Source organism: Streptomyces sp. NPDC016851, from assembly GCF_055562795.1.
Genome location: NZ_JBVHEP010000008.1, coordinates 229,361 through 246,341, shown reverse-complemented (window position 1 = coordinate 246,341; position 16,981 = coordinate 229,361). Strand labels below are relative to the sequence as shown.

General features: G+C 71.7%; 16 protein-coding genes. 12 read left to right on the top strand and 4 right to left on the bottom strand.

The genetic code is table 11. From position 1 onward, the window contains the following. Positions 1–6 precede the first annotated feature (6 nt). Together ACZ3I3_RS15655 and ACZ3I3_RS15650 are read right to left on the bottom strand one after the other, a co-directional pair. Positions 7–1,293, bottom strand: a complete 1,287-nt coding sequence (locus tag ACZ3I3_RS15655; RefSeq protein WP_467365358.1) for a cytochrome P450 — start codon at positions 1,291–1,293, stop codon at positions 7–9. Between the two features lie 19 nt (positions 1,294–1,312). After that, complete coding sequence (locus tag ACZ3I3_RS15650; protein ID WP_467365356.1) at positions 1,313–2,662, bottom strand: glutamine synthetase family protein; 1,350 nt, start codon at positions 2,660–2,662, stop codon at positions 1,313–1,315. Between the two features lie 340 nt (positions 2,663–3,002). Between ACZ3I3_RS15650 and ACZ3I3_RS15645 the strand changes: the two genes are divergently transcribed. From ACZ3I3_RS15645 to ACZ3I3_RS15600, 10 genes are all read left to right on the top strand, one after another. Beyond that, complete coding sequence (locus ACZ3I3_RS15645) at positions 3,003–3,191, top strand: ferredoxin (RefSeq protein WP_059420853.1); 189 nt, start codon at positions 3,003–3,005, stop codon at positions 3,189–3,191. A 1-nt stretch (position 3,192) separates the two neighbouring features. Beyond that, positions 3,193–4,404 (top strand): NAD(P)/FAD-dependent oxidoreductase, encoded by a 1,212-nt coding sequence (locus ACZ3I3_RS15640; protein ID WP_467365355.1) that lies wholly within the window; start codon positions 3,193–3,195, stop codon positions 4,402–4,404. Then, positions 4,401–5,213: an acetoacetate decarboxylase family protein gene (locus ACZ3I3_RS15635; protein WP_467365353.1), complete on the top strand. Its 813-nt coding sequence runs from the start codon at positions 4,401–4,403 to the stop codon at positions 5,211–5,213. The genes ACZ3I3_RS15640 and ACZ3I3_RS15635 overlap by 4 nt, the downstream gene beginning before the upstream one ends. A 96-nt stretch (positions 5,214–5,309) precedes the next feature. Then, a complete protein-coding gene (locus ACZ3I3_RS15630) occupies positions 5,310–6,770 on the top strand; it encodes an aldehyde dehydrogenase (RefSeq protein ID WP_467365351.1) in 1,461 nt (486 codons plus the stop codon). Next, on the top strand, positions 6,763–7,683 hold the full coding sequence (locus tag ACZ3I3_RS15625) for a 3,4-dihydroxyphenylacetate 2,3-dioxygenase (protein ID WP_467365349.1): 921 nt from the start codon (positions 6,763–6,765) through the stop codon (positions 7,681–7,683). Before ACZ3I3_RS15630 ends, ACZ3I3_RS15625 begins: the two co-directional genes overlap by 8 nt. After that, a complete protein-coding gene (locus ACZ3I3_RS15620) occupies positions 7,676–8,521 on the top strand; it encodes a fumarylacetoacetate hydrolase family protein (protein WP_467365347.1) in 846 nt (281 codons plus the stop codon). Before ACZ3I3_RS15625 ends, ACZ3I3_RS15620 begins: the two co-directional genes overlap by 8 nt. Before the next feature lie 55 nt (positions 8,522–8,576). Then, positions 8,577–9,179: a TetR/AcrR family transcriptional regulator gene (locus ACZ3I3_RS15615; protein ID WP_467365345.1), complete on the top strand. Its 603-nt coding sequence runs from the start codon at positions 8,577–8,579 to the stop codon at positions 9,177–9,179. Positions 9,180–9,323: 144 nt separating this feature from the next. Continuing rightward, the gene (locus ACZ3I3_RS15610; protein ID WP_467365343.1) at positions 9,324–10,784 is read left to right on the top strand and encodes an APC family permease; all 1,461 of its coding nucleotides are present in this window, start codon (positions 9,324–9,326) and stop codon (positions 10,782–10,784) included. A 91-nt stretch (positions 10,785–10,875) separates the two neighbouring features. Beyond that, the gene (locus ACZ3I3_RS15605) at positions 10,876–12,366 is read left to right on the top strand and encodes an aldehyde dehydrogenase (protein WP_467365341.1); all 1,491 of its coding nucleotides are present in this window, start codon (positions 10,876–10,878) and stop codon (positions 12,364–12,366) included. After that, positions 12,363–13,055, top strand: coding sequence for a gamma-glutamyl-gamma-aminobutyrate hydrolase family protein (locus tag ACZ3I3_RS15600; protein ID WP_467365339.1), 693 nt, complete (start codon positions 12,363–12,365; stop codon positions 13,053–13,055). The genes ACZ3I3_RS15605 and ACZ3I3_RS15600 overlap by 4 nt, the downstream gene beginning before the upstream one ends. Before the next feature lie 14 nt (positions 13,056–13,069). On the opposite strand, the gene ACZ3I3_RS15595 is transcribed toward ACZ3I3_RS15600, so the two are convergent. Continuing rightward, the gene (locus tag ACZ3I3_RS15595; protein ID WP_467365337.1) at positions 13,070–13,642 is read right to left on the bottom strand and encodes a MarR family winged helix-turn-helix transcriptional regulator; all 573 of its coding nucleotides are present in this window, start codon (positions 13,640–13,642) and stop codon (positions 13,070–13,072) included. A 103-nt stretch (positions 13,643–13,745) separates the two neighbouring features. On the opposite strand from ACZ3I3_RS15595, the gene ACZ3I3_RS15590 reads away from it, so the two are divergent. Further along, positions 13,746–14,684, top strand: a complete 939-nt coding sequence (locus tag ACZ3I3_RS15590; protein WP_467365335.1) for a TIGR03619 family F420-dependent LLM class oxidoreductase — start codon at positions 13,746–13,748, stop codon at positions 14,682–14,684. 15 nt (positions 14,685–14,699) lie between these two features. Here the strand turns inward: ACZ3I3_RS15590 and ACZ3I3_RS15585 are convergent, their stop codons facing one another. Next, positions 14,700–15,731 (bottom strand): helix-turn-helix transcriptional regulator, encoded by a 1,032-nt coding sequence (locus ACZ3I3_RS15585; protein WP_467365334.1) that lies wholly within the window; start codon positions 15,729–15,731, stop codon positions 14,700–14,702. Between the two features lie 239 nt (positions 15,732–15,970). Between ACZ3I3_RS15585 and ACZ3I3_RS15580 the strand changes: the two genes are divergently transcribed. Next, a complete protein-coding gene (locus tag ACZ3I3_RS15580; RefSeq protein ID WP_467365332.1) occupies positions 15,971–16,981 on the top strand; it encodes a sugar ABC transporter substrate-binding protein in 1,011 nt (336 codons plus the stop codon).

The window sequence follows — 16,981 nt, the reverse complement described above, 5'->3', positions numbered from 1 at the left end:
ACCATGTCAGGCCTGTGTGACCTCGACCGGCAGCTTCTTGATGCCGTTGACGAAGTTGGAGCGCACCCGCGGCACCCCGCCCGCCAGTCGGATGTCCGCCAGACGCGGGATCAGTTCCTCGAACATGATGCGGATCTCGGTGCGTGCGAGGAGGTTGCCCAGGCACAGATGCGGGCTGCCCTTGCCGAAGGTGACGTGGTCGTTGTCCGTCCGTGTGACGTCGAAGTCGTAGGGGGCGTCGAAGACCTCCTCGTCGCGGTTGCCGGAGGCGAACCACATCACCACCTTGTCGCCCTCCCTGATCCGCTTGCCGCCCAGCTCGACGTCGCGCGTGGCGGTGCGGCGGAAGTGGTAGACGGGGGAGGCCCAGCGCAGGAACTCCTCCACCGCGCCCGGGATCAGCGCGGGGTCCTCCTGGAGACGGGCCAGCTGCTCGGGGTGCTGGATGAGGGCCAGCATGGAGTGGGAGATGGTGTGGCGGGTCGTCTCGTTGCCGGCGACGACCAGGAGCAGGAAGTAGTTGTCGAAGTCCTGCGGGGAGAGCGGAACTCCGTCCCGGGGGGTGGTGTTGACCAGGCGGGAGATCAGGTCCGTGCCGTCGCCGCCCCTACGCTGCCGCGCCAGCTCCCGCCCGTACTCGAAGACCTCCAGCGACGCGGGGGAGCGGAAGGGCAGGTCGCGGAACTGCTCGCTCTCCTCGCTGTGCAGCAGGACGTCCGCGTAGTCGGGATCGGTGTGGCCGATGATGCGGTTGCCCCAGTCGATGAGCTTCTGGTTGTCCTCCGGGGGGACGTCCAGCAGCCGGGCGAGGACGTTGATCGGGAAGTCCGCCGACACGTCCGCCACGAAGTCGAAACGGCCCTTGGCGAGGGCGGCGTCCAGGGTCCGCGCGGTCAGGCCGCGCAGGAAGTCGGTGTAGCCGCTGATCACGTTCGCGCCGAACTGCCGCTGGATCAGGCTGCGCAGAGCCCGGTGCCGGACCCCGTCCAGTTCGAGGATCGAGGCCCGTTTCTTGATCTGGTCGTCGTCGACCTCTTCCAGGTTGACGAACTTCGTGGACGTGAAGGTCTCGGAGTCACGGTCGACCCGGACGATGTCCCGGTGCCGGGTCACCGCCCAGAAACCGGAGTTGGGCGCCTCTTCGGGCTGCCAGTGCACCGGGTCCTCGTGGCGCAGGGTGTGGAACATCCGCCAGGGCGTGACGCCGTCCGTGAAGCGGTCCAGGTCGGCGAGGTCCACCTCGGCCAGGGGCAGCGGCTCGCGCACGGCGTCGGGCAGGGTCTCGGCAGTCATCGGGCAAAGCTCCTCGGCGTCACAGGTGGTAGGCGTACTCGGTGAACTCCCAGTCGGTGACGTGCCGGTGGAAGCGTTCGACCTCGTCGCGCTTGTAGGAGAGGAAGGACGTGGTGAAGCCCTTGCCGAGCAGACCGGTCAGGCCGGTGTCCGCCTCCAGCGCGTCGAGCGCGGCGGACAGGGTCTGCGGCAGGACGGCGGAGCGGGCGGTGTCGTAGCCGTAGCCCTCCAGCGGCGCGGGCGGTTCCTCGCCGGCCAGGACGCCCAGCAGGGCGGCGGCCGTCGTCCCGGCGATCGCCAGATAGGGGTTGGCGCTCGCGTCGCCCAGCCGCAGTTCGAGCCGGGCGCCGGAGCCGCGCTCCGGCGGGATGCGCACCATGGCGCTGCGGTTGTCCAGCCCCCAGTCAATCAGCCACGGCGCGAGCGTGTCCGGGCCGAAGCGTTTGTACGAGTTCACGGTGGGGTTGAGGAGCGCGGCCAGGGCGGGCGCGTGGGCGAGGATGCCGGCGACGGCGTGCCGGGCGGTGGCGGACAGGCCGTAGGGGCCCGACGGGTCGTCGAAGGTGTTGCGCCCCTCGGTGTCGTCGCAGGACAGGTGGAGATGGAAGCCTGAGCCGCCCGCGTCGTTGAAGGGTTTCGCCATGAAGGTGGCCAGTCTGCCTTCCTTGCGGGCCAGTTCCTTGATCGCGGCCTTGAAGCGGAAGGACCGGTCGGCGGCCGACGCGGCGTCGGAGTGCGCCAGGTTGATCTCGATCTGGCTGCCGTCGAACTCATGGTTGCCGCTGATCGCCCCGACTCCCAGGTCGCGCACGTGGCGCAGGGTGCGCAGCAGGTGGTTGTCCGGGTCGGCGCGCAGCCCGGCGGTGTAGACGACGCCGGGGTCGGATGCGTAGCGGCGCCAGCCGCCGGCCGGGTCCGGGTCGCACAGGAAGTACTCCAGCTCGGGTCCGACCACCGGCCGCAGCCCGTGCTCGGCGCACCGGGCGAGGACGGCGCGGAGCAGGTCGCGGGGTGACTCCGGCGCGGGTGCGCCGGCCGCCGGGTCGACGACCTCACCCAGACAGACGGCCACCCCCGGCTCCCAGGGCAGCGGCACCAGCGTGTCGAGGTCCGGGCGTACGCAGATGTCGGGCAGCCCCGCGTCGAGGCCACCGCTGACCGGGACCACGTCGCCCTGCGGGCTGGTGTGGTAAACGGCCCGGCAGAACGCGAGCCCGTGCTCGCAGGCCCGGGGCAGCTCCTCCAGCAGCACGTCACGCGCCCGGTCGGTGCCGATGAGGTCGGGATAGGTCACCCGGACCACGTCGATGCCGTCGGCGGCGAGCCGCTCCATGTGGCGACGGACTTCTTCAAGGTCGTGTGCGCTCACCGTTGTCTCCTCGGCGGACGTCGGGACACCTCCGGGACCAGGGGGCCGGGGAGGCGGGTGGCGTGGGGGAACGAGCGGCCGGGCGCGGCGGAGCCAGGGACCGCCCGGACCTTTGTTTGATGCCAAACGGTAGGAGTGGACGGGAGGTGCCGCAAGGGGGCGGGGGCAAGAATTTATCCATCCGGATAGCTATTGACCAGACCCCCGCCTCTGCCTACCTTGTTTGAAGCCAAACGAGTTCGGGGTCGCGGTGACCGGGCCCCGTTGGCCGGGGCCCGGCCCTTTCCGGCCGGGCCCCATTCACCCCGCTTCGACGCCCTCACATTCAGGAGGACCGGCCATGAAGGTCGTCGTCGACATGAACAAATGCCAGGACCACGGCCAGTGCGTCTTCGCGGCCCCCGACGTCTTCCGGATGGACGACGACGGCCGCCTGGCCTACGTGCCCGACCCCGACGACGCCCTGCGCGACGAGGTCGAGGAGGCAGCGGACGTCTGCCCGCTCCAGGCCATCCGGATCGAGGACTGAGTTGAGCGGGCGCATCGTCGTCGCCGGCGCCTCCCTCGGCGGACTCCGGGCGGCCGAGCAGTTGCGCGCCGCGGGCTGGGCCGGCGGCATCACGGTGATCGGCGACGAGCCGCACCGGCCGTACAGCCGGCCCCCGCTGTCCAAGGAGGTCCTCGCGGGCAAGGCGTCCTTCGCGTCACTCGCCTTCACACCAAAACCGTCCGTGGCCGATGTGGAGTGGCGGCTGGGCACGCGTGTCACCGCGGCCCGGCTCGCCGAGCGGACCGTCGAGCTCCACGACGGCTCGGTGCTCTCCTACGACGGCCTGGTCGTCGCCACCGGAATGCGGCCCCGGCGGCTGCGCTGCCCCGGGCCGGTCGAGGGCCGTCACACGGTCCGGACGATCGACGACGCCGAGACCCTGCGGGCCGAGCTGACCCGGCCCGGCGTGCGCGTGGTCGTGGTCGGCGCCGGGTTCATCGGCTGCGAGGTCGCAGCGACGGCCGTCGGGCTCGGTGCGGCCGAGGTGACCGTCGTCGATCCGCTGCCGCTGCCTATGGTGGGGCCGCTCGGGGAGCTGCTCGCGCGTGCGCTGCTCACGCGGCACCAGGAGCGCGGGGTCCGTTTCGTGCTGGGTTCGGGTGTGACCGGGTTCGAGGGCGACGACCGCGTCACCGGTGTCGTGCTGAGCGACGGGTCCGTGCTGCCCGCCGACGTGGTGGTGGAGTCCGTGGGCTCGGTCGCAAGCACCGAGTGGCTGGACGGCAATGGGCTGGATCTGAGCGACGGGGTCCTCACCGATCAGCACCTGCGGGTCGCAGGCCGGCCGGAGGTCGTCGCGGTCGGGGATGTCGCCCGCTTCCCGAACGCCCGCTACGACGGTGTGCCGCGGCGGGTCGAGCACTGGTCAGTGCCGGCCGACTCGGCCAGGCACGCCGCGAAGGTACTGGTCGGTGGCGAGAGTGGCCTGGCACCTTTCGCGCCGCTGCCCACCTTCTGGAGCGACCAGCACGACTTCCGGTTGCAGTCCTTCGGCGCGCCCGTCCTGGGACTCGGTGACGTCCGGGTCCTGGACGGTGACATCTCGGGGGACGTGCTGGTCGGTTACCACCGCGACGGACGGCTGGTCGGCGTCGTGGCGCTCGGCGGGCCTTCCGCCGCCCGTTCCGCTGCCCGGTACCGCGCCGAACTGCTGAAGCAGCCCGCCCTCACCTCGCAAGGAGCCCTCTCGTGACCGCTCTTCGTGGTTACTTCCACCCCAAGACGGCGACGGGTGCCTCGTCGCTGATTCCCTCCCCGCCCTGGCGGTACTCCGGTGACCTGTTGACGGTCGAGTACCGGACCGACCCGGCGCGCGTGCGTGAACTGCTTCCCGAGCCGCTGGAGTTGGCCGAGGAGGATCCCGGTGCGGTTGCCCTGATCTGGGCGGACTGGCAGTCCTGCTCGGGGGCGGGGGAGGAGCTGCTGGATCCGGTGCGGGCGCAGTACAAGGAGGCGTTCGCGGTGGTGCGGTGCCGGTACCGGGGCCGGACGTACTCGCGGTGCGTGTACATCTGGGTGGACAAGGACTTCGCGATCGCGCGCGGGCTGCACCAGGGGTATCCGAAGAAGCTCGGCTCCATTCATCAGACGCGCCCGCATCCGTATGGGCCCGCGCCGCGGATCGAGGCCGGGGCGCGGTTCGGGGCGACGCTGGCGGCTGCGGACCGGCGGCTTGCGCAGGCCGTGGTGACCCTGCGGGAGCCTTCCGGGAGCGGCGGGTTCGTCAATGCCCATCCGATGGCGCATCACCGGTGGCTGCCGTCGATCGAGAAGGGGAACGGGCTGGCGCTCGATGAGTTGATCGAGTCGGGGGCGGCTTCCTTCGAGGGCGGACAGCCGTGGGTCGGGGAAGCGGAGTTGGAGTTGTTCGAGGCGCCGACCGAGGAGTTGGCCCGGCTGGAGATCCGGGAGCCGATCGCTGCGTATTACCGCCAGGTCGGGGTGGTTTGGGACGGCGGGCAGGTACTGGAGGTCGGGATGTCCGGAGCGGCTGCCGAGTGAGGTCTGTGGGTGGGTGCGGGTCGTGTGTGGCTTGTCGCGCAGGTCCCCGCGCCCCTGAGGACGTGCAATTCCCCTCGTTCGAATGGAACTCTTCCTATGCCTGACAACATCACCGTCGCCGGCGTTGCCGTCGACACCCGGCACTGGATCGGCGGCCGGCGCGTTGCATCCGCCGGTACCTTCACCGATCACTCGCCGATCGACGGCAGCGAGCTGGGCGAGATCGCCCGGGGTGGCCCGGCCGAGGCCGAGGCCGCTGTCGCCGCCGCCCGGGACGCTTTTCCCGCCTGGGCCGCCACTTCGCGCAGCGAACGGGCCCGCATCCTGCACGCCATCGCCGACGGCGTCGAGAAGCGGATCGAGGAGCTGGCGATCGTCGAGACCACCGACAACGGTGCGCTGCTGCGGTCGCATCGGCGGGGCGTGATGCCCCGTGTCGCCCACAACTTCCGCTTCTTCGCCGACTGGTTGCTCACCCTCGGCCACGAGGACTTCGAGACGCGCGGGCACAGGAATCACGTCTCATGGGACCCTGCCGGCCCCTGCGTGCTGATCACCCCGTGGAACGCGCCCCTGATGCTGGCCACCTGGAAGGTCGCCCCCGCCCTCGCCGCGGGCGACACCGTCGTCCTCAAGCCCGCCGAGTGGTCCCCGCTGACCGCTTCCCTGCTGGCCGACATCGCCGCCGAGGCCGGGCTGCCGGCCGGTGTCCTCAACGTCGTCCAGGGCTACGGCTCCGAGATCGGTGACGCCCTCACCGCACATCCGGACGTGCGCCGCATCAGCTTCACCGGCTCGGTGCCGACGGCCCGGCGCATCGCCGCGTCGGCAGCGGCGAACCTCACCCCGCTGAGTCTCGAACTCGGCGGGAAATCCCCGCTGCTGGTCTTCGCCGATGCTGATCTCGACCTGGCCGTCGATCTCGCCGTCGAGCAGTACGACAACGCCGGGCAGGTGTGTCTCGCGGGCACTCGGCTGCTCGTCGAGGAGCCGGTCGCCGAGGAGTTCACCCGCCGGTTCGTGGCGCGGGCGTCCGCCCTCACCCAGGGCGATCCCCGCGACGAGGCCACCGACATCGGGCCCACCATCCATCCCCGCCAGCTGGAGAAGATCGACGGGTTCGTGCAGCGGGCCCTCGCGGCCGGGGCGCGGGCGGTCATCGGGGGGCATTGCAAGGACGGGCAGTACTACGCGCCGACCCTGCTCACCGACGTCGCCCAGGACTCCGAGATCGTGCAGGAGGAGGTGTTCGGTCCGGTCCTGACCCTCCAGACGTTCGACGGCGAGGACGAAGCCGTCCGGCTCGCCAACGGCACCCGCTTCGGGCTGGCGGCCACCGTCGCCACCGGCGCCCGCGACCGCGCCGAACGGGTCGGCGGACAGCTGGTCGCGGGAACCGTCTGGGTCAACTGCTTCTTCGTCCGCGACCTGCAGGCGCCCTTCGGCGGCTCCCGGCAGTCCGGCGTCGGACGTGAGGGCGGCACCTGGAGCTTCGACTTCTACTGCGATCTGAAGAACACCGTCACCGCCCCGAAGGGATGGAAGGACCATGGGTGAGATCGTCGGGGCCGGGCTGCTCGCCCATGTCCCCACCATCGTGCTGCCCGAGAAGGAGCGGCTGGAGCTGAACGAGGGCAAGGAGATCACCCTCGTCACCGGGCTCCGGGAGCTCCGCAGGGACGTCTTCGAGCGTGCCGGCTACGACACGGTGGTCGTGCTCGACTCCCACTGGGCGACCACCGTCGAGTTCGTCGTGACCGCGCAGCAGCGGCGCGCGGGCCTGTTCACCTCCGAGGAGCTGCCGCGCGGCATGTGCCGGATGCCGTACGACTTCCCCGGCGACCCCGAACTCGCCCAGAACGTGGCGAAGTTCGCGGACAAGCACGGCACCTGGATCACTCCGATCGACGACGAGTACCTGCCGATCTACTACGCCACCACCAACCTCTGGAAGTACCTGGGTGAGGGTCTCCCCGACAAGCGGTGGGTCACCATCGGGGTCTGCCAGACCGGTGACATGGAGGACCATCTGCGGCTCGGACGGGCGCTCGCCGACGGCATCGCCGCCACCCCGGGACGCCGGGTGCTGCTCATCGCCTCCGGCGCCCTCTCGCACACCTTCTGGCCACTGCGCGAACTGCGCGACCACGAGGCCGGCGACCCGGTGCACATCCGTACGCCAGAGGCCCGCCAGGCCGACCTGGAACGCATCGCCTGGTTCAGGGAGGGCCGCCACGACAAGGTCCTCGACACCATGGACGACTTCTGGAAGTTCAAGCCCGAGGCGAAGTTCTTCCACTACCTGATGATGGCCGGTGCCCTCGGAGAGCAGCGCTGCGTCGCCCGGGCCCGCCAGTACGGCGAGTACGAGAACTCCATCGGCACCGGCCAGGCCCACCTCTGGTTCGACCGACCCGCCGACGGCTGGACCGCAGACCACACCCCCGCGCAGGAGTCCGCCCATGCCTGAGTACCGCCGTATCCTCCTCGACGGCGCCGCCGTCCAGGTCACCGTCGACGGTGACGAACTCGTCGCCGGGGACGGCCGCCGCGTCAAGACCGAGGACGCGCAGCACCTGCCGCCGGTCGCGCCGTCCAAGGTCATCGCCGTTCATCTCAATCACCGCAGCCGGGTGGACGAGTTCCGGATCGGGCTCCCCGACACGCCGACCTATTTCCACAAGCCGACCTCCGCCCTCAATGCCCACCAGGGCGCGATCGTCCGGCCCGAGGGCTGCAAGTGGCTCAACTACGAGGGCGAGGTCGCCATCGTCATCGGCAGGACGGCACGGAATATCTCCCCGGCCGAGGCAGGCGACCACATCGCCGGCTACACCGTCGCCAACGACTACGGCCTGCACGACTTCCGCGACACCGACGCCGGCTCCATGCTCCGCGTCAAGGGGTCCGACACCCTCTGCCCGCTCGGCCCGGGCCTGGTCACCGACTGGGACTTCCACGGCAAGCGGCTGCGGACCTACGTCAACGGACAGGTCGTGCAGGACGGTTCGACCGACGAGATGACGTGGGACATGCACTACCTCGTCGCCGACATCGCCCGCACCATCACGCTGTGCCCAGGAGACGTACTGCTGTCCGGCACACCCGCCAACTCGCGTCCCGTCCAGCCCGGGGACGTCGTGGAGGTGGAGGTCGAGGGGCTCGGGCGGCTCACCAACCACATCGTGACCGGGCCGACCGCCATCCGTACGGACGTGGGCGCCCAGCCGACCGAGTCGGAGGAGGTGCTGTCGACCGCGCTCGGCGGCGACTGGGAGTTCCGTGGCATCCGGCCGCCGCGTCGCTGACGCGGACTCCGGCCGCCTGCCGGGGGAGCGGAGCGCCCCCGGTAGGGTCACGGGCATGACCGAGCCCGCCGGCCGCCGCCCCCGCAAGCGCGTGCACTACGGCACGGGCCGCGAGGCCCTGCTGGAGGCCGCCGTGCGTGTCGTGGCCCGGGGCGGACTGCGCCGGCTCACCTACCGGGCCGTCGCGGAGGAGGCCGGGGTCACCCACGGACTGGTCGTGCACCACTTCGGTTCCCGTGACGCCCTGATCGAAGCGGCCCTCACCCACGCCATCCGGTCCTCCCTGAGCAGCAGCGCACTCGAACCGGGCACGGGCGAGGCCGCCGACTTCTCGGTGGGCCTGACGGACATGGTGGAGTCAGGCCCCGACCTCCAGGCGTTCCAGTACGAACTGCTGCTGGAGTCCCGGCGCCGCCCCGAGCTCCTGGCCCACCTGAGGTCGCTGTACGCCGAGTACTTCGATGCGACCCGGCGCGAGCTCACCCATATGCTGCCCCGCCCGGTGGACGAGGGCCTGTCCCGGATGGTCTTCGCCACGCTGGAGGGACTCGTCCTGCACCAGCTGGTCTTCGGCGAGCGCGAGGTCATCGAGGACGCCCTCGACGAACTGCGCTCGGTGCTGCGGCTGCTCGCCGAGAAGCGCGACGGCGACGCCTGACCTTCCCGGCCGCCGCCTGATCCTCCCGCCCGAAGCCCTGGAATTCCTCACCCCGCACCCCTTGCCAAACGGATAGTTCCGCCCCACGATGAGGCAACTCGTTTGGCCTGAAACGATCCGCCCTCCCTCAGGCAGGTGATCCGAGTGGACAGTCAGACGGTCTCCCGGCACACGGCGGCCCCGGACACGCCCACCGCAGGCACGCTCAAGCCCAACGCCCTCGGCGTACTGGGCATCCTCTTCTTCGTCCTGTCCGCCCAGGCCCCGCTGACCGGCATCGCCGGCGCGGCCCCCATCGCCGTGGCGCTCGGCAACGGGCCCGGCGTGCCCGCCGCCTATCTCGTGGCGGGCCTGGTGATCCTGCTGTTCTCGGTGGGCTTCGTCGCCATGGGGCGCCACGTCGTGGACGCGGGCGCCTTCTACACCTACATCGGCACGGGCCTCGGCCGGACCACCGGCACCGGCAGCGCGGGCCTCGCGCTCTTCGCGTACTGCACCATCCAGGCCGCCATGTACGGCCTCTACGGCTCCATCGTGAGCGGCCTGGTCGCGAGCCACACCGGCCTCGATCTGCCGTGGTGGGTCTGGACGCTGGCCACCATGGCCGTCGTGCAGGCGCTCGGGGCGGCCGGCGTGGAGATGGGGGCCAAGGTGCTGGCCGTCTTCGTCCTCGCGGAATTCAGCATCCTGTCGGTCTTCGCCCTGGTCACCCTCGTCAAGGGCGGCGGACCCGAAGGGCTGGGCCTCGCCGACAGCTTCTCCCCGGCCGCCGCCCTGGACGGCGCCCCGGGCGTGGCCGTGATGTTCGCCGTGGCGTCCATGTTCGGTTTCGAGGCCACCGCCATCTACGGCGAGGAGGCCCGCGAGCCCAGGAAGACCGTGCCGAGGGCCACGTATCTCGCGGTCGTCGTGGTCACCGGCTTCTTCGCCCTGGTCTCCTGGATGCTCATCTCCTCCTACGGCGCGTCCGAGGCCACCGCGGCGGCGGGCAAGGCCCTGGGGAGCGGTGACGGGGCCGGCTTCGTGTTCGCGCCCATCGCGGCGGACTTCGGCGGCTGGGCGGGCGACGTGCTGCCGGTCCTGCTCGCCACGTCCCTCTTCGCCGGCATCCTCACCTTCCACAATTCGGCCAACCGCTATCTGTTCTCCCTCGGCCGTGACCGTCTTCTGCCGCGCCGGCTGTGCCTGCTGAACCGCCGGCACGCGCCCTGGACGGCCGGATGCGTCCAGACGGTCCTGGCCGTGCTGCTGGTGACGCCCTTCGCACTGGCGGGCAAGGACCCGGTACTGACGCTGTTCTCCTGGTTCAGCGGGGTCGCCGTCCTGGCGATGATGCTGCTGTACCTGCTGACCTCGGTGTCCGTCATCGTCTTCTTCCGCCGCGAGCGCCTCGACGCCCACCCCTGGAACACGCTGATCGCTCCCGCCCTGGGCGCACTCGGCATCGCGGGCGCGATCTGGCTCATCCTCGCCAACTTCACCACCCTCATAGGCGGCGAACGCACCACCGCCCTGTGGCTCACGCTGTCCGTACCGGTGGTCATGGCGCTGGGCGTCGTCACCGCGCAGGTGCGAGGCAGGACCGTGGCCGTCGCCGACGGGTGACCGCGCTCGTCGCAGGCAGCGGACAGCCGCACCCATGTCGTTTGAGACCAAAAAATCAAGGCTGAAAGCTTCAGACCGAAGGAGGTCCCCCATGCCGGCCGTCACCCACGACGAGTGGCTGCGCCGCGCCAAGGCGTTCCAGCTCTCCGGCGCCCACCACATCGACGGCGCCGACGAGCCCGGGAGCGGGGCGACGTTCCCGGTCGTGTCACCGCGTGACGGCCGGGTTCTCGCCGAGGTCCCGGACGCGGGCCCCGCCGAGGTGGACGCGGCCGTCGCCGCCGCCCGGCGGGCCTTCGACACCGGCCCGTGGCCGCGCCTGGCACCCGCCGAGCGCGGCCGGGCCCTGCTCCGCCTCGCCGACCTGCTGGAAACGCGACGCGAGGAACTCGCCCTCACGGTCAGCCTGGAGATGGGCAAACCGATCACGGACGCCTACGGCATCGAACTGCGCGCCGTCATCAGCACCTTCCGCTGGTACGGGCAGCTCGCGGACAAGCTCACCGACTCCGCCCCGCACACGGCCCCGGACGCCCTCGCACTGGTCACCCGGGAACCCGCCGGCGTGGTCGGGGCGGTCGTCCCCTGGAACTTCCCGCTGACCCTGGCCGGCTGGAAGATCGCCCCGGCACTGGCCGCCGGCTGCACCGTCGTCCTCAAGCCCTCGGAGAACTCCCCCCTCTCCGCCCTGCTCCTCGGCCGCCTCGCCACCGAGGCCGGAATCCCGCCCGGCGTGCTCAACGTCGTCACCGGCGATGGCTCCACCGCAGGCCGGGCCCTGGGTCTCCACCCCGGCGTCGACGTCCTCGCGTTCACCGGCTCCACCACCGTCGGCCGCCACTTCCTGCGCTACGCCGCCGACTCCAACCTCAAACGCGTCTGGCTGGAGCTCGGCGGCAAGTCGCCCAACATCGTCCTGCCCGACGCCCCGGACCTGGACCAGGCCGCCGCCACGGCCGCCTGGGGCATCTTCTTCAACCAGGGCGAGATGTGCACGGCGCCTTCGCGGCTGCTCGTGCACGCCTCGATCGCCGAGCGCGTCACCGAGGCCGTGGTCCGGCGGGCCCTCGAGCTGAGGGTGGGCGACCCGCTCGACCCGGAGACGGAGATGGGCGCCCTCGCCGGCCGGGTGCACCTGGACCGCGTACGGGACCACGTCCGGCACGGCGTCGACGAGGGCGCCCGGCTGCGCACCGGCGGCGCGCGCCTGCTCGCCGAGACGGGCGGGACGTATCTGGAGCCGACCGTCTTCGACCGGGTGGACCCCGGCTCGCGCCTGGCCCGGGAGGAGATCTTCGGCCCGGTCCTGGCGGTGCTCTCCTTCGACGACCTCGACGAGGCCGTCCGCCTGGCCAACGCCACCGAGTACGGCCTCGCCGCCGGCCTGTGGACCTCCGACCTGACCACCGCCCACCGGGTCTCCCGCGCGCTGAAGGCCGGGACGGTCTGGATCAACTGCTACGAGGAGGGCGACCTGACGGTGCCCTTCGGTGGCATGAAGCAGTCCGGCAACGGGCGCGACAAGTCCGTCCACGCGCTGGAGAAGTACACCGAGCTCAAGACCACCTGGATCCGGCTGTGAGGCCGCTGATCGCGATCCCCGCCCGGTTCTCCGCGCGGACCTCCGCACTCCGGTACGCCGCCGAGGTCAACGCCCGTGCCCTGATCGAGGCCGTCTGGCGGGCCGGCGGCGAACCCGCGAGCATCCACCCGGCGGACACCGCAACCGCCGCCCGGCTGGCCCGCTTCGACGGTGTCCTGCTCCCCGGCGGCGGCGACCTCGCTCCCTCCCGCTACGGCGCCACCGACACCCACGGCACCGTCTACGACGTCGACACCCTCCAGGACACCTTCGACCTCGACGTCGCCCGGCACGCTCTGGAGTCGGGCCTGCCCCTGCTCGCGGTCTGCCGCGGCCTGCAGGCGGTCAACGTGGCTCTCGGCGGCACTCTGGAGCAGGACATGGGCGGCCCGCAGCGCGAGCACCGGCACCTCATGCACCCCGTCATCCTGGAACCGGGCTCGGTCGTCGCCCGGGCCGCCGGCGTCGAGAAGACCGACGCGTCCTGCTACCACCACCAGCGCGTCGACCGCCTGGGTGCGGGCCTCCGCGTCACGGCCCGGGCAGTGGACGGCACTGTGGAGGCCGTCGAACTCCCGGGAGCCAAGGGCTGGTTCACCGCCGTCCAGTGGCACCCGGAGGACACCGCCCACGAGGACCCCGCCCAGCAGGGCCTGTTCGACGCGCTCGTCCGGGCCGCGGCCCGGTGAGCCGCAGCGGGGAGTCAGGCCCGGGGCCGCCGCCCGCTGCGCCGCGGCGCGGGCTCGGCGCCGCCCAGCAGGGACTGCCGCCGCTCCTCACCCCGCTCCTCGACCTGGAGCACGACACTCCGCAGCCCCTCGGCGAGGCTGCGGCACTCCGCGTCGCTGAGCCGGGCCGTCACGAACGCCTCCTCCTCGTTGAACGCCGGAAAGACCCGCTGCATGAACGCGTCGCCCTCCTCGGTGAGGCTCAGCAGCACCAGCCGTCCGTCGCTCGGATGGTCCGCCCGCCGCAACAGCCCCCGCGACTCCAGTGTGCGCGCCACACCCGTCAGCGTGCCCTTGGAGATCCCCGCCTCCTCCGCCACGTGCCGGGTCTCCGACTCGCCCCACACCCAGACCACCCACAGCACGACGAAGGCCGTCCAGGTCAGGTCCGAGCCGCGCAGCACGGAGTTCTCCAGGTGCTGCCGCACGGCGGAAGCGGCCCGGTAGATGTTCGCCACCGCCGCCATCTGCTCCTGGCGGATCGGAACACCGCCGAGCTTCGCCGCTGCGAGCTTCTCGGCCTCGGTGATGGATCGGTGGCCCGGCACGGGCGGCTCCTTCGTCTGGTCGCGAGGCGTCACACCCGGGCGGCGCATCCTCGCCGTCCGGTCGTTCGGACTCAAATTGTACGGAGATGAAAGGGAACCCGACATGCCCACTCCTCGCATGCTCCTCGTCCTCAGCGAGAACTGGACGCTGACCGGCGGCCGGGCCGACCTGCCCGCCGCCGTCCGCTGGGCCCGCGAGGCCGAGGACGCCGGCTTTGACGCCGTCATGGTCAGCGAGCACATCGTCCTCGGCCCCGACGCGGCGGCCGCCGGAATCATGGGCAACCCCCGCGACTACGCCCTCCCGGGCAACCAGGACCCGTTCACCCCCTGGCCCAACTCCCTGCTGCTGCTCGCCGCCATCGCCTCCGTCACCTCCCGGCTGCGCCTGGCCGCCGCGGCCGTCCTCGCCCCGTTGCGCCACCCTCTGCTGCTCGCCCGCGAGCTCGGCACCTTGGACCTCCTCAGCCAGGGGCGCCTCGTCGTGCAGCCCACGGTCAGCTGGAGCAAGGACGAGTACGACGCCCTCGGCGTGCCGTTCGCCCGGCGCGGGCGCCTCCTCGACGAGCATCTGGAGGTCTGGTCGAAGGCCTGGGGCCCGTCGCCGTTCTCCCACGACGGGCCGCACCACCCCTTCCAGGGCGTCTACTTCGAGCCCAAGGCGCACCGCCCGGACGGCCCCCGGCTGTGGTTCGGCGGACAGCGGCTGCACGGCCCCGTCCTGCGCCGCCTCGTGCGGTACGGCCATGGTTTCCACCCGCTCGGCCGGCCCGCGCCCGAGGACCTCCAGGCGCTCAAGGAGGCGATGACCGCCGCCGGGCGGGACGTCGCCGACCTGGAGATGATCGGCGGCACCCGGGCCGTCTTCCCCGACGACCGCTCACCGGCCGACCTCGGTGCGGCGCTCGCCGTCATCCCCGAGCAACTGGAGCAGGGCTTCACCACGTTCTGCGTCAAGCCGAACCAGTTCATCGACGACCCCGACGGGGTGGGGGAGTTCTGCCGGGACGTCATGCGGCGTGTGGAGAACCTGACGTCCTGACCGCCACGGCCCCGATCACCGCTCGACGAACCGGGTCAGCTGATCCGGGTCCGGCCGCAGCAGCCCGTCCCGGACCGCGAGTGCGGTCGCCTGCGCACGGGAGGCACAGCCGGTCTTGCGCAGCAGATGCTCGACATGGCTGTGCACGGTCCGCGGGGACAGGAACAGCGCCTGCGCGATGGCCTGGTTGGTCTGCCCCGTGGCCGCCCGGGTGAGCACGTCCAGCTCCCGGGGGCTCAGCCCGTACGGCAGTTCCGTGGGCGTCTCGTGCACCAGCACGGCCTCGGACGCGAGGCCGGGACCGGCGGTGTGCCGGTGCAGCACGACCCGCTGCCAGCCGCCGCCGGCCGGCCACAGCAGGCGCAGCCGCCGGCCGCCCGTGCAGGTGAAGGCGTCGAGCAGTGCGCGGAACCCGCCTGCCTCCCGCAGCACCCGCGGCCGGTCCCGGCCCGGCAGGTCGATCACCCCGCCGTCGCCGGTGACCAGGCTCGCCGCATCCTCGGCCGCCAGGCCGTGCAGGTCGCCGGCGTGGGCCAGCGGGTCGGCGAGCGCGGCCAGGGCGGGCATCACGGAGGCGAGGAGGCGGCGGGCGTCGGTGTCGTAGGCGTCCGGGCTTTCGGTGGAGAGGTGGACCAGGCCCACCAGCCGGCCCTCGTGCCGCAGCGCTCCCGTGACGCCGTCCCGGAAACCGGCCGGACGGACCCGCTCGGCGTAGAACCAGCCGTGCCGGAAGCGCGGCCCGGCGTCGTCGGTGTCCTCCGCGTCCTCGGAGATGGACGGTGGCAGCTCCCGCCGTACGACGTTGCCGTACCACGGCGTCGCGACGAACTCCTCGGCCAGGGCCTGCGAGGCCGCAGCGGTGTAGCCGATGCTCGCGACCTGGACGTGGGAGCCGGTCAGCGGATCGATCGTGAGCAGGGTCGCCGCGTCCAGCGGCATGGCACGGGCGAGTTCGCGCAGGGCCTGTGCGGAGGCCGACGTGGTGTCACGCTCGCGGGTGAGCATGCCGATGCGTGCTGCTGCCGCGATCTGGTGATGACTGGGCATGGCGAGCCTCCGGGCGGCTCGGGCGCGATATCGTTTGGGGCCTAACGATAAAGGGCGGACCCGGGTCCGGCAAGGTGTCCACCTGTCGCGGAGTCGTCGTGCGAAGGGAACCGGGATCCGCCGGCTGCCGTTTCCAGTCGGTATTTGTACGGATGGTGCGGCGGGCCCGGCGGGGCTTTCCTGTTCGGCACACCCGGACGCCCGCTCCAGTCGGGCCCGCCTCTCGGAGAGCCACCGCCATGACTCCTTCCCCGTCTACACCCTCACGCCGGCACTTCCTCAGTCTCTCCGCCGCCACCGCGCTGGCGGCCGCCGGATGTTCGGCGCCGCAGAACACGGCCGCGTCGGCCGAGCCGGCCCCCTCCGGCGGCACCCGCCTGGCGAAGATCGGACTCGACTACCCCTTCACCCAGCTCCCGCTCTACTCCACGCTGGTCAAGCTCTCCACCGCCCAGGCCGAGCGGCGCGGCATCTCGCTTCTCACGACGAGTGACAACGCCAGCGCCGACACCCAGGCGAGCAACCTCACCACCTGGGTCGCCCGCAAGGTCCCGGCGATCGTGTCCTTCCCGATGGTCTTCGAGGCCGCCGAGCCCGTCGCCAAGGCGGCCCTGGACGCGGGACTGATCTGGGTCACCTACGGCGGCTCCCTGCAACACCAGAGCGCCGACATCCAGTTCAGCTTCCGCAAGGGCGGCACCCTGCTCGGCGAGGCCGCGGCGCGGTGGGCCGAGGAGCACCTCGGCGGCAAGGGCAAGATCGCTTTTCTCACCGACAGCACCATCGAGCTGGGCCGTGAACGCACCAAGGGCATGATCGACGCCTTCACCAGGATGGCGCCCGGCGTCGACGTGGTGGCGCGGGAACAGGCCATCGACCCGGACACGGGCCTGTCGAAGACCAAGGCGATCCTCGCCAAGCACCCCGACCTCAACCTCGTCCTCGGCGTCACGGACGCCGCCGCGTACGGCGGGTTCAAGGCCCTCCAGCAGACGGGCCGTGCCGCCGACGACGCCAGGACTTTCGTCGGCGGTCAGGACGGCTCCGCACCCTCCCTCCTCGCCGTCAAGCAGGGCACCTTCTACCGGGCCTCGGCCGCGCTGGCCCCCAAGGACATCGCCGCCGCCATCGTCGACGTGCCGCGCGCCGTCGCAGCGGGCAAGGCGAATCCCAGCGCCCAGGTGCCGGTCGCGCTCGTCCGGCACACCGACACCGCCGCGATCGACGCCCTGCTCGCGCAGAACGCCTGA

Coding starts and splice junctions, on each gene's coding strand:
- ACZ3I3_RS15605 (WP_467365341.1), top strand. CDS start 10,876: ATGCCGGCCGTCACCCACGACGAGTGGCTGCGCCGCGCCAAGGCGTTC.
- ACZ3I3_RS15615 (WP_467365345.1), top strand. CDS start 8,577: ATGACCGAGCCCGCCGGCCGCCGCCCCCGCAAGCGCGTGCACTACGGC.
- ACZ3I3_RS15580 (WP_467365332.1), top strand. CDS start 15,971: ATGACTCCTTCCCCGTCTACACCCTCACGCCGGCACTTCCTCAGTCTC.
- ACZ3I3_RS15585 (WP_467365334.1), bottom strand. CDS start 15,731: ATGCCCAGTCATCACCAGATCGCGGCAGCAGCACGCATCGGCATGCTC.
- ACZ3I3_RS15655 (WP_467365358.1), bottom strand. CDS start 1,293: ATGACTGCCGAGACCCTGCCCGACGCCGTGCGCGAGCCGCTGCCCCTG.
- ACZ3I3_RS15625 (WP_467365349.1), top strand. CDS start 6,763: ATGGGTGAGATCGTCGGGGCCGGGCTGCTCGCCCATGTCCCCACCATC.
- ACZ3I3_RS15590 (WP_467365335.1), top strand. CDS start 13,746: ATGCCCACTCCTCGCATGCTCCTCGTCCTCAGCGAGAACTGGACGCTG.
- ACZ3I3_RS15620 (WP_467365347.1), top strand. CDS start 7,676: ATGCCTGAGTACCGCCGTATCCTCCTCGACGGCGCCGCCGTCCAGGTC.
- ACZ3I3_RS15645 (WP_059420853.1), top strand. CDS start 3,003: ATGAAGGTCGTCGTCGACATGAACAAATGCCAGGACCACGGCCAGTGC.
- ACZ3I3_RS15630 (WP_467365351.1), top strand. CDS start 5,310: ATGCCTGACAACATCACCGTCGCCGGCGTTGCCGTCGACACCCGGCAC.